Source organism: Mesorhizobium sp. M7A.F.Ca.US.006.01.1.1 (genome assembly GCF_003997935.1).
GTDB lineage: Bacteria > Pseudomonadota > Alphaproteobacteria > Rhizobiales > Rhizobiaceae > Mesorhizobium.
Map to the genome: position 1 here is coordinate 1 of NZ_RZQL01000041.1, position 11,879 is coordinate 11,879.

Here is an 11,879-nt window from a genome sequence, read left to right on the forward strand (position 1 = left end):
GAGGGTGGCCGCGAAGCGGTCGGGTGGGGTCGGCTGACATATACTCAACCTTCCCCTTGACCACCTGCGCGACGTGCCACGCGCTGTTTATGACATCGGGCTCGTCAACGCGGAAGACGTCAAACCCGAGTGAGCGCAAATAAGCATCGCGAACGGCATCGTGCCGCTTGCCCTTCTCGTGTTCGTGCAGATCACCATCGACCTCGACGATCAGCTTCACCCCGAGGCAAGCGAAGTCGACGATATAAGGCCCAATCGGGCACTGGCGGCGGAACTTGATGCTACCCGATTTTAGCTCGCGTAGTTCATACCACAGAAGGGATTCGCCCGTACCCGCGTGAACTCGAAGCGCGCGCGCCTTCTGGCGCATTTCGAAGCTCACGCGGGTACGGGGCATCAGCAGAGACCTCGCAGCAAAAGATCAGGTCGGCGCGCTGCCGCACCGACCCCACCCGACCGCTTCGCGGCCACCCTCCCCTCGAGGGGGAGGGATATCCGCGCCCAGTCCGTCAATCTATCGACCTCAGCACTTCGCGCACATGGTCGATCAATTCGTTGATCTGGCCCTTGGTGATGATCAGCGGCGGCGACAGCGCGATGATGTCGCCGGTGGTGCGGATCAGCGCGCCGCGCTCGAACGCCTTGACGAAGGCCGAGAAGGCCCGCTTGGTCGGCTGGCCGGCGATCGGCGCCAGCTCGATCGCACCGATCAGGCCGATGTTCCTGATATCGATGACGTTCGGCTCGCCCTTCAGCGAATGCAGCGCGTCTTCCCAGTACGGCGCCAGCTCCTCGCCACGGGTGAGCAAGCCCTCTTCCTTGTAGGTGTCGAGCGTGCCGAGTGCGGCCGCGCAGGCGATCGGGTTGCCCGAATAGGTGTAGCCGTGGAAGAACTCGATCATGTGCTCGGGGCCGGTCATGAAGGCGTCGTGGATCTCCTTCTTCACAAACACCGCGCCCATCGGGATGACGCCGTTGGAGACGCCCTTGGCGGTGGTCATGATATCGGGCGTGACACCGAAATAATCAGCGGCGAACGGCGTACCGAGACGGCCGAAACCGGTGATGACCTCATCGAAAATCAACAGGATGCCGTGCTTGGTGCAGATCTCGCGCAGCTTCTCCAGATAGCCCTTCGGCGGCAGGATGACGCCGGTGGAGCCGGCGACCGGCTCGACGATGACGGCGGCGATGGTCGAAGCGTCGTGCAGGGCGACGATACGCTCCAGCTCGTTGGCGAGTTCCGCGCCATACTCCGGCACACCCTTGGTGAAGGCGTTCTTTTCCGGCAGATGCGTGTGCGGCATATGGTCGACGCCGCCGAGCAGCGTGCCGAACATCTTGCGGTTGGTGACGATGCCGCCGACCGAGATGCCGCCGAAATTGACGCCGTGATAGCCGCGCTCGCGGCCAATCAGCCGGGTGCGGGAGCCCTCGCCCTTCACACGGTGATAGGCGATCGCCATCTTGAGCGCCGTCTCGACCGATTCCGAGCCGGAATTGGTGAAGAAGACATGGTCCATGCCCTTGGGCGCCAGGTCGACCAGGCGATTGGCCAGTTCGAACACGATCGGATGGCCCATCTGGAAGGCCGGCGCGTAATCGAGTTCGGCGGCCTGGTGCTGGATCGCCTCGGTGATCTTCGGCCGGCAGTGGCCGGCATTGACGCACCACAGGCCGGCGGTGCCGTCGAGCACCTTGCGGCCGTCGCTGGTCGTGTAATGCATGTCCTTGGCGGACACCATCATGCGTGGCGCCTGCTTGAACTGCCGGTTTGCCGTGAACGGCATCCAGAATGCGCTGAGATCGTTCGGCGTGACTTTCAGCCGGTTGGACATGACCAGGACTTCCCCTTGTAAACTGTTTCGCTGCGCCCAACGCTTGGTCTTTGCCGCGCTTTCATGCTACGCAAATTTTTGACCGATTGGACAAACGTTAGCACCGCCCTGTCGGCGGTCAAGGATTACTAGCGGAAATGCGGCACCTGAAGTGCGTTCCACAGGCTAGGGAAAAACTGGTCCAGAGAATTGGTCCAGATGACCTTGAACGCGAGGTTTGGCAACACGAGGGCTTGCAACGGTGACCATCGGCACGGACGCCCCTCGCCGCACCCGCATCCAGCAGGAAAAGCGCGAACTCATCCTGGAGGCGGCGCTTGAGGTCTTCTCCACCAACGGCTTTCGCGGCTCGACCATCGACCAGATCGCCGAAGCCGCCGGCATGTCGAAGCCGAACCTGCTCTATTATTTCCGCCGCAAGGAGGACATCCACGAAACGCTGATGCAGCGCCTGCTAGACACCTGGTTGGCGCCGCTGCGCGAACTCGACGACATTGGCGATCCCCTTACCGAATTGCGCAGCTACATCAGGCGCAAGCTGGAGATGGCGCGCGACTTTCCGCGCGAGAGCCGGCTGTTCGCCAACGAGATCCTGCAAGGCGCGCCGCGCATCATGCCGCTCCTGGCCGGCGAGTTGAAGACGTTGGTCGACGAGAAGGCCGCCGTCATCAAGGGCTGGATGCGCGCCGGCAAGATCGCCAAGACCGATCCGTGGCACCTGATCTTCTCGATCTGGGCGACGACGCAGCATTATGCCGATTTCGACGTCCAGGTCCGCGCCGTCCTCGGGCCGAACCGCGGCGGCGACGGCCGCTTCGAGGATGCGGCAAGATTTCTCGAGCAACTGTTTCTCGACGGGCTGAAGCCGAAGGGGTAACAGCGAGAGCACGTCTTGGGTCAACTTGGCAGCCGTCGGGCTATCCCAGACGGTGGGGATTGGCCAAAACGCACATTGATTTCGTCATTCTAGGGCGAAGCAAGGAGCAAAGCGACGCGGCGCAGACCCTAGAATCCATGCCGCGACCTCAACGCGCCGCAACGGTCCAAATTGCTCCGTAGTACTCTTCGGCAAACGTCCCGGCATGGATCCTCGGGTCTCCGCGTCCGCTTCGCCCGTGGATGACGAAGCCGAGGGGGCCGCCAGCCAACTTCAGGCGCTGCGCCGCTCGGCCGGCAGCGCGTCCAGCAATGTCTGCAGCTTGGCGATCGAATTCTGCTCGGCGAGCGGCGTGTAGACGATCAGCTTCATGTCGGAGCCGTCGCCGATCGACAGGCTCATATGCTCGAAGGTCATGGCGCCCGCGCTCGGGTGCCGGACATGTTTCTCACCCGACAACCGGTGCGCGACGTCGCGCTGCGGCCACCAGGCACGAAATTCGGGGCTCGAACGCGTCATCAACTCGATCAGCCGCTCGAAATCCGGATCGCCGACATAGCGGGCGCTCGCCGCCCGGAACGAGGCCAGCACGGTGCGCGCCAGTTGCTCCCAGTCGACCAGCAGGCGCCGGTGGTGCGGGCTCGTGAACACCATGTGGACGATGTTGCGGGCATCCCCTTCCAGCAAGCCATAGTCGTCGAACACCGCGACGGCCGCCGGGTTCCAGGCCAGCACGTCCCAGCGCCGCCCGACGACATAGGCCGGCTGCAGCACCAGGCTCTGCAGCATGTGCAGCAGGGGACCATCGACCTTTTCCGGCGCCACGGCACGGCGCTCCGGCGGGTGGCGGTCGGCAAGGATGAACAGATGCTGTTTTTCGGCGGCGTCGAGGCGCAGCGCTTCGGCAAGTGCCGTCAGCACCTCGACCGAGGGCCTGACCTCCCGCCCCTGCTCCAGCCATGTGTACCAGGTCGTGCCGACGCCGGCGATCATCGCCACCTCCTCGCGCCGTAGTCCCGGCGTACGCCGCCTGAGACCGGTGGCGATGCCTGTGGCCGAGGGCGTCAGCCTTTCGCGGCGCGAGCGCAGGAAGGCGCCGAGTTCGCGCCGGCGGCTGTCTTCAGCCGAATGTGTGGGGGCCGCGGGGGATTGGGACTCCATGCGCGTATTATAGCAGTATTGATACCAGGATAAAGTTTGAACTGTTTGGCCCGCGCCAACTGCCCCATCTTCCGTTCAGAGCAACAGAACGGAGGCTCTGAACATGGAACTCAAAGACAAGACAATCCTCATCACCGGCTCAACCGATGGCGTCGGCCGCATCGTCGCGCAACGGCTCGGCGCTGCGGGCGCCCGTGTGCTGGTGCATGGCCGCGATGCAACGCGCGGCAAGGCCGTTGTCACCGAGATCGAAGCCGCCGGCGGCAAGGCCGAGCTTCTGGTCGCCGACCTCTCGTCGCTGGCCGAAGTACGCCGGCTAGCCGAGGCGGTGCGCGCCAGGGCGGACCGGCTCGACATCCTCATCAACAATGCCGGCATCGGCACGGCAGGCCAAGGTGCCAAAAGGCAGGTCAGCGCCGACGGCTATGAGCTGCGCTTCGCCGTCAATTATCTCGCTGGTTTCCTGCTCACCAGTGAGCTTTTGCCATTGCTGAAGGCGAGCACGCCGGCCCGCATCGTCAATGTCGCCTCGGCGGGGCAGCAGGCGATAGATTTCAGCGATGTCATGCTGACCCGCGCCTATGACGGCGTGCGCGCTTATTGCCAGAGCAAGCTGGCGCAGAACCTGTTCACCGTCGATTTGGCCGAACAGCTAAAAGGCACCGGCGTCACCGTCAACGCGCTGCATCCGGCGAGCTACATGAACACCACCATGGTCCAGCAGGCCGGGGTGACGCCGTGGAGCTCGGTCGAGACCGGCGCCGATGCCATCCTCAATCTCGCCACGTCACCCACGCTCGACGGGAAAAGCGGCCTCTATTTCGACGGCCTGCGGGAATCCCGCGCCGACGCCCAGGCCTATGACGCCAAGGCAAGGCAACAGTTGCGAGCCTTGAGCCTCGATCTCATCGGCCCGGCCTCCCCCACATCGAAGGAACAGCATTCATGACCAAGACAATCCAACATGCCGTCGTCATCGGCGGCTCGTCCGGCATCGGCCTGGCGACGGCGCGAAAACTGCTTGGTCCGGGCATGAAGGTGACCATCACCGGGCGCAACGAGGAGAAGTTGAAGAGCGCTTGGAAGAGCCTTGGCGGTGCTGCCGAGAAGGCTGCTTTCGACGCGTCGAAGCCGGATGAGGTCACCCGGTTCTTCGAGCGCCTCGGTCCTTTTGATCATCTGGTGCTGGCGGCCAGCGGCGGCAAGGGCCTTGGCCCCTTCCCGACACTTGACCTGAGCGACATAGGCAGTGGCGTGGAGGAAAAAGTCCGGCCGCAGTTGTCCTGCCTGCAGGCGGCCCTGCCGACGCTGAACAAGGCCGGATCGGTGACCTTCATCTCGGCGGTCTCGGCGCAGCTCGCGACGCCCGGCGTCGCCGGTATCGCCGCCATCAACGGCATGCTGTTGACCGTGGTGCCGATCCTGGCCCTGGAGTTGAAACCGCTGCGCGTCAATGTCGTGGCGCCAGGCGTCATCGACACGCCCTGGTGGGATTTTCTGGCCGAGGAGCAGAAGCAAACGATCTTTGCCGACTATGCCGGCAAGACTCCGGTCGGCCGCGTCGGCCAAGCCGAAGACGTGGGCGACGCAATCGCCTTCCTCGTCTCCAACGGCTTCATGACCGGTCAGGTGCTGACCTGCGACGGCGGCCTGAGATTTGCGGCATAGGAACAGCGACTATCGGGCTCCGACAGGACCCTTAATTGGCCTTCTTTGGAACGCGATCGTTCTCGTCCGCGGGCCTGTCGCCTGCCGGTTTCGCCGAAACAGGCTTTTCCGGCACATGGGAATAGTCGGACGTATCCGCCCCATACATCTTGTTGTCGATCGCTTCTTGCCAGCTGAAATCCGCGTCGGATGGTGAAACGTCGGCGATATCATGGCGGGAGGAGCGAGCGTGAAGCCAGTTCGGCGTGATCTCGCGAACCAATTGTGCAAAGCGTCCCATCGAAACCGTTCCTTTCCTTGTCCTTTCCAGGAGGCGCAATCACGGTTGCGTCGGCTGGACCTAAAGTTGACCTCTCAGCCAGGCCAGCGTCTCGGCGACGCCGGCCAGCCCGTACCGCGCGGTGGTTTGCGTCGGGGGCTTGACCCGGATCGATATGCCGCCGGCGTCATTGACGGTTTCGAAGCCGTTTTCATCCGACGTGTCGTCGCCCAGGAAGACCGGGCGGCGACCTGCGAATGGCGCAATCTCCATGAAACGCCGGATCGCGGCGCCCTTGGCCGCCTCCAGCGGCAGCAATTCCACGCCGGCGTTGCCGGCAACCACCCGGTAGCCCTTTGGCAGGCCGGCCAGCGCCTGCTCGACAAGCTGCGTCGCGCGGGGAAGCAGATGCGGGGCGGCGCGCGTGTGGATGGCCAGCAACCGCCCTTTGCGCTCGATATAGGCCCCACGACCGAGCTCGGCCTCGATCTCGTCGGCAAGCGCCGCGATATCCGCCGGCTCGTCCGCGACTTCGACGTCGGCGTCCGGCAGAAGCCGGTGCTCCAATCCATACAGCCCGGCGGCGCGCAGTTTCAAAGGCTGAAACAGATGGTCGACAGCCGCAACGGACCGGCCCGTGATGAACGCCAACGCCCCGTTCAGCTTGCGGTCCAGGCCTTGCAGCAAGGAGCGAAGCTCGTCGCTGACCGAGACGGCGTCCGGGTGCTCGGCATGTTCCAGCAGCGTGCCGTCAATGTCGAGGAACAATGCCCAATCGCCGGCCAGCACAGGCTGCGGTTTCTCCAAGACGGCCTGTGGCTCATGCAGGGTCTCGCCAATCATCTTCTGCAGCGTATCGCTCATGACATTGCCATCCGTCTGCGCTCAAAGATGGAGACGACATTGTCGACGCTGGGCGGCGGGTCGCCGACGGCACCGGTTACCCGATCGAGGTCTCCGCGCTTGCGCAAGCGCGCCGCATCCAGAAGCATGCTGCCGGCCCAGCGATAGACATTGTTGTTGCGGATCGTCTCGCGCATGGGCCGCATGCGCTCGCGCTGTTCTTCGGGCGACATGGTCAGTGCCTGCAATAGCGCTCCGCTCATCATGGCGGCATCGTAAGGGTTGACGATCAGCGCCTCCAGCAATTCGCGCGAGGCGCCGGCGAATGTGCTGAGCATCAAAACGCCCTGCTCGTCGTCGCGCGCGGCGACGAATTCCTTTGCGACGAGGTTCATGCCGTCATGCAGGCTGGTGACCATGCATATGTCGGCGGCCCGATAGATCTCGTAGACCTGTTCTTGCGAGTGATGTTCAGCCACCATGATCACCGGCCTGTAGCCCTCGCTGCCATAGCGCCGGTTGAGCTCCTCAGCATAACGGTGGCACTCGTCATGGAGCAGCTTGTAGGCCGGCAGCGTGCCGCGGCTGGGTGCCGCGACCTGCAGGAAGACCAGTTTTCCTATCCACTCAGGCTCTCGCTTGAACAATTCGTTCAAAGCGTGAAACCGATCAAGAATGCCCTTGGTATAATCGAGGCGCTCGACCCCGACGGCCAGCTTCACATCCGCTTTAAGGCCGAACCTCTCGCGCATGCGAGCGCGGCAATCGTCGACAGCGGGAAGTTTCGCCAGCAGGTCCGCCGGCCATTCTATCGAGATCGGGTAGGCGTGCACCAATGTGGTCCGTCCGCCGTAGGAGATGGCCGCATCGGCCCGCTCGATGCGGCTTTCCAGGAAGCGATCGACGCTTTCGGTGAAATTGTTGGCGTGGAACTGGGTGTGGAAGCCGATGATCGAGCTGCCGAGCAACCCTTCGAGGATGCGTTCACGCCATGGGCAGATGCTGTACACTTCCGAATTTGGCCACGGGATGTGCCAGAAAGTGATGACGATCGCCTCCGGCAAGCGCTCGCGGATCATGCGCGGCAGCAGCGCGAAATGGTAGTCCTGGACCAGCACGATCGGCCGCTCGTTGCGCGCTTCGGCAACCACCGTATCGGCAAACTTCCGATTGACGGCTTCATAGGCAGCCCAGTCGGAGGCGCGAAAAATCGGCCGGGTGAAGGCGATATGGCAAAGCGGCCAAAGGCCCTCATTGGCGAAACCGAGATAATAACCCTGATGCTCTTCCTCCGTCAGCCAGACCCGGCGCAACGTGTAGGAGGGGTTGCCAGGCGGCACCTGCACACGATCGTGGTCGTCGACGGTCAGGCGGTCCGCCGTTCCGCCGCCATAGGCGATCCAGGTGCCTGCGCAGGCGCGGGTAATGGGCTCGAGCGCCGACACCAGCCCGCTGGCCGGGACGAGCAACTCGACGCCATCGCCCTTCACATTGTGGATGTACGGTTCGCGATTGGACACCACGATGACCTGCGCATCGGGCAAATCGTCGGCCAGGATCTTGCGCAATGTTTCGGGCGACCACGTCACCAGCGCGGCATCGGCCGATTGGCCATTCTTTTCAAACTCCCGTATCACCTTGCGCGCGGCCTCCGCGGCCACATCTTCCCCTGCCGTATGTGCGACCACAGCAGGATGGCGGCGACGGTGCCGCGATATGGAGAGGAATACGGCAAGAGCGGAAAAACCGAGGCTCGCGAAGATCAGAACCCAGAGCAGGTCCGCACCGTAGTTTGTCATTGAACGTCAACTCACCCCGGCCGTCAGCGACCGTTTGTTCGTGTTTCCCATTTGAAACGGTCCGCCGACCACGTGGTCAGCGTTCGGACCTGTATTTTTGCAACGCACAAAGCTCGGATCGGTTCCGCCAATTTTGTCCGAATCATGTCCTTACGATGAGCGGCACCAGCCCTTCATGGCGGTCGGCAAGGAAAGCGACGACCCGGTCGCCGACGCGCTGGAAGGTGAGATCGACCACTCTTTCGCCGACGCCCAGGTGACGAAGCGTGAGCGTGTCGATGCCGATCGGCAGCCTCGGGCGGGTGACGCGGATTTCGCCATCCCAGCCGTCGATCTCCAGGCCAAGGCAGGCCTGCATCAGCATGAAGGCGGATCCCGCCGACCACGCCTGCGGCAGGCAGGCGACAGGATAGGCGATGGGTGCTTCGCCCGGCGCACGTGTAAAACCGCAGAACAGTTCGGGCAGCCGCATGTTGAAATGGACCGCGGATTCGAATGTGCCGCTCATCAGGCGCACCACGCTTTCACGCTCGCCATAATGCGCCAGGCCGGCACCGCACATGGCGGTGTCGTGCGGCCAGATCGAGCCATTGTGGTACGACATCGGGTTGAAGAACACGGCATCGTCGGCAAGCGTCCTCAGCCCCCAGCCGGAATGGAAGGAGGCGGAAAGTAGCTGGTCGGCCACCATCTGGGCCCGCGCTGGCTCAGGCAATCCCACAAAAAGCAGATGCCCGGCATTCGAGGTCCGCACCTTGCAAGGTTCGCCGGCACCGTCGATCGCCAGCGCATAGAAGCCAAGATCGTCAAGCCAGAAATCGCGTTCCACCGCCACCCGCATCGCCTCGGCGCGGTCCTCCCAGTGATCGGCTTTGTCGTCCTCGCCACGGCGGCGGGCAAGCTTGGCCAGCCCGCGGAAGGCGGCAAAGACGTAGCCCTGCACTTCGACCAGGGCGATCGGGCCCTTGGGAATGCGGCCGTCGGCATGGAAGACCGAATCGAAACTATCCTTCCATCCCTGGTTGGCAAGGCCGGACTCGGCCGCTCGCTGGTAGGTTACGAAGCCGGTTTCCCGGCCCGCCTCCTCCGTCCATTCGGCCGCAGCGCACAGCGACGGCCACAGGCCGTCGATGAACGCCATGTCACCGGTACGATCGGCGTAGGCACAAGCAAGATAGATGTAGAGCGGTGTCGTATCGACGCCACCGTAGTAGCGGCCGAAGGGAAGCTCCCGCAGCGCCACCATTTCGCCCTTGCGGGTCTCGTGCATGATCTTGCCCGGCTGGGAATCGCTGAACGGCGATGTCTCGGTCGCCTGATGCTGGGCCAGAAAGGCCAACACGCCCCGCGCCAGGCCCGGGTTGAGCCACAGCATCTGCAGCGCCGAGATGACGCCGTCGCGGCCGAACGCCGTCGAGAACCAGGGAATGCCGGCATAGGGATAGGGGCCGGTCGCCAGTTCGGTGGTCAGCAGCGCGACATCGGCGCGGGCGCGCTCGACCCAGTCGTTGAAGACACGGCCTGAGCTGCGCACCGTCGCGCCATGGCGACGTTTGGCCCGCATGCCAAAGCGGGCGCGGGCGGCAGCGGCGCGGAACCGGTCGCGGTCGGGCTTGTCGGCCACCTCGGGACCGACCTCGACATAGAGCACCTTCCTGCTGCGCTTGGTCACGGCGATCAGGAAATCGGCACGGTTGGCACTCAGTTGGTCCGGCGCCTGCGAGAACGATATGGCCGAGAGGCGGGCAAGGCCATCGAGCCCATCATAGCGCAGCAGGACCGACGTCGCGTCTGTTTCGGCGGCATGGGCCAGCCCGCGCTTCAGCCGTGTCGAGCCACGCACTTCGAACATATCGCGGAAATCGGCGGAATAGTGCAGGGAAACGCTGATCGTCGAATGTTCCCGGCTGTAATTGGAAAGGGTGATGCGTTCGAACAGCCTGTCCTGCCAGAGCAGCCTGACGCGTTCGATGTGGATAGCTCCCTGCGGGATGTCGCGTCCACCGGCGCTCTGTATCGGCAGATTGGTCAAATTGGTGGTGAACAGGACATTGTCCTGGCTGAGCGAGGCGCCGAGCAGCGATGTCTGCCTACCGCCGACGGTCAGCCGGAATTCGGAAAGAACCCGCGTGTCGTCACGAAAAAAACCGTCGCCGGCTCCACGTATGTCGCCATAGGCGTCGGCAACCGCGAAGCAATCGCCCTGCTTGAGCGCAAACAACCGATGCGGCTCGCGAGGGGCGGTGGCGTCGAGCGATGCAAGCGCAACCGCGGGATCAAGCTGGCGCTCATCGAGTTGGGCCATCGTCAAAGATCCCTGTTGTTTCGTTGCCGTGGCCGGAGCACGTCGCTGCTCAAGACGCCTTCGCCGCGCTGGGGATGCCGATCAGGCCAGCATAGGCGGCCAGGTAGTCGCCGGCCATTCTCCTGGCGGAGAACCGCTTTTCGAAAACAGCCCTCACCTTTCGCCTGTCGAGCTGCAGAAAATCAGGCATCGCAGCGACCGCGCCATCTATTGTGTCAGCGATAAAACCGGTCACGCCTTGATCGATGATCTCGGGCAGCGCACCGCAATTCCAGGCGATCACCGGGGTGCCGCAGGCCATGGCCTCGATGGCGACAAGCCCGAACGGCTCCGGCCAGTCGATCGGAAACAGCAGGCCGGCCGCCTTGCCGAGAAATTCCGCCTTCTGGTCCTCCTCGATCTCGCCGACATAGACGATGCGATCGCCATCGATCAAAGGCTCGACCACCTCACGGAAATAGGCGCGGTCGTCGTCACCGATCTTTGCCGCGAGCTTCAGCCTGAGCCCCGACCGCAAGGCGATCTCGATGGCGCGATCCGGGCGCTTGTCGCGTGAAAACCGGCCGAGAAAGGCAAGGTAGGGTTCTTCCGGTGTCGCCCCGAAAGTCGGCTCGTATATACCGGTCGGCAGTCCGTGGTGGATCGTCGCCAGCCAGTTGGCCTTGGCAAGGCCCGCCTTCTGGCTGTGCGAAATGGAAATCATGGGAAAGCGCGGGAAACGCTCATAGGCAGGCGCCAGGTCGACATAATCCAGCCTGCCATGCGGCGTCGTCACCGTCCGCTCCGCAATATCCTCGAAGAAGGAAAAGTGCAGGAAGTGGCTGAGGTGGAAGTGGATGATGTCGAACTCCGACGCCCGTTCCCTCACCTGGGCAAGCATCGAAAGATGTGCCGCGACTTCGGATTTGAGCGGACGTGGATCAAGGCGCAGCGCACGTTCCCGGCTGGGTACCAGCGTCGCGGAAGTCCGGCTGTCGCCACTGGCGAACAGCGTCACCTCATGGCCCAGATCGACCAGCGCTTCGGTTAGATAGGAGACGATGCGCTCGGTTCCGCCATAGAGCCTTGGCGGCACCGATTCATAAAGCGGCGCGACATGGGCGATTTTCATATTTCATCCTGGATGCTG

General features: G+C 63.4%; 11 protein-coding genes. 3 read left to right on the forward strand and 8 right to left on the reverse strand.

Translation table 11 applies throughout. The features are described from left to right. Both EN943_RS10055 and EN943_RS10060 read right to left on the reverse strand, forming a co-directional pair. Window positions 1-397, reverse strand: a 397-nt coding sequence (locus EN943_RS10055) for an endonuclease domain-containing protein (RefSeq protein ID WP_164778146.1), incomplete at its 3' end; no start/stop codon positions are given. 112 nt (window positions 398-509) lie between these two features. Further along, window positions 510-1,838, reverse strand: a complete 1,329-nt coding sequence (locus EN943_RS10060; protein WP_127412483.1) for an aspartate aminotransferase family protein — start codon at window positions 1,836-1,838, stop codon at window positions 510-512. A gap of 241 nt (window positions 1,839-2,079) precedes the next feature. Between EN943_RS10060 and EN943_RS10065 the strand changes: the two genes are divergently transcribed. Then, a complete protein-coding gene (locus EN943_RS10065; protein WP_013530906.1) occupies window positions 2,080-2,715 on the forward strand; it encodes a TetR family transcriptional regulator C-terminal domain-containing protein in 636 nt (211 codons plus the stop codon). 273 nt (window positions 2,716-2,988) lie between these two features. On the opposite strand, the gene EN943_RS10070 is transcribed toward EN943_RS10065, so the two are convergent. Further along, window positions 2,989-3,876 carry a helix-turn-helix transcriptional regulator gene (locus EN943_RS10070; RefSeq protein ID WP_127412484.1) on the reverse strand — a complete coding sequence of 296 codons (888 nt, stop codon included), beginning with the start codon at window positions 3,874-3,876 and terminating at the stop codon, window positions 2,989-2,991. Window positions 3,877-3,979: 103 nt separating this feature from the next. Here EN943_RS10070 and EN943_RS10075 point away from each other — a divergent pair, with 103 nt between their 5' ends. Both EN943_RS10075 and EN943_RS10080 read left to right on the forward strand, forming a co-directional pair. Then, entirely contained in the window at window positions 3,980-4,825 is an 846-nt protein-coding gene (locus EN943_RS10075; protein ID WP_127412485.1) for an SDR family NAD(P)-dependent oxidoreductase, read from the forward strand. After that, the gene (locus EN943_RS10080) at window positions 4,822-5,544 is read left to right on the forward strand and encodes an SDR family oxidoreductase (RefSeq protein WP_127412486.1); all 723 of its coding nucleotides are present in this window, start codon (window positions 4,822-4,824) and stop codon (window positions 5,542-5,544) included. The genes EN943_RS10075 and EN943_RS10080 overlap by 4 nt, the downstream gene beginning before the upstream one ends. Window positions 5,545-5,575: 31 nt before the next feature. On the opposite strand, the gene EN943_RS10085 is transcribed toward EN943_RS10080, so the two are convergent. From EN943_RS10085 to EN943_RS10105, 5 genes are all read right to left on the reverse strand, one after another. Further along, on the reverse strand, window positions 5,576-5,824 hold the full coding sequence (locus EN943_RS10085) for a hypothetical protein (RefSeq protein WP_127412487.1): 249 nt from the start codon (window positions 5,822-5,824) through the stop codon (window positions 5,576-5,578). A gap of 60 nt (window positions 5,825-5,884) precedes the next feature. Further along, the gene (gene otsB, locus EN943_RS10090) at window positions 5,885-6,667 is read right to left on the reverse strand and encodes a trehalose-phosphatase (RefSeq protein WP_127412488.1); all 783 of its coding nucleotides are present in this window, start codon (window positions 6,665-6,667) and stop codon (window positions 5,885-5,887) included. Beyond that, complete coding sequence (locus tag EN943_RS10095) at window positions 6,664-8,445, reverse strand: trehalose-6-phosphate synthase (protein ID WP_127412489.1); 1,782 nt, start codon at window positions 8,443-8,445, stop codon at window positions 6,664-6,666. The genes otsB and EN943_RS10095 overlap by 4 nt, the downstream gene beginning before the upstream one ends. 142 nt (window positions 8,446-8,587) lie before the next feature. After that, entirely contained in the window at window positions 8,588-10,750 is a 2,163-nt protein-coding gene (locus EN943_RS10100; protein ID WP_127412490.1) for an amylo-alpha-1,6-glucosidase, read from the reverse strand. Between the two features lie 49 nt (window positions 10,751-10,799). Beyond that, window positions 10,800-11,861 carry a glycosyltransferase family 4 protein gene (locus tag EN943_RS10105; protein WP_127412491.1) on the reverse strand — a complete coding sequence of 354 codons (1,062 nt, stop codon included), beginning with the start codon at window positions 11,859-11,861 and terminating at the stop codon, window positions 10,800-10,802. Window positions 11,862-11,879: the final 18 nt, after the last annotated feature.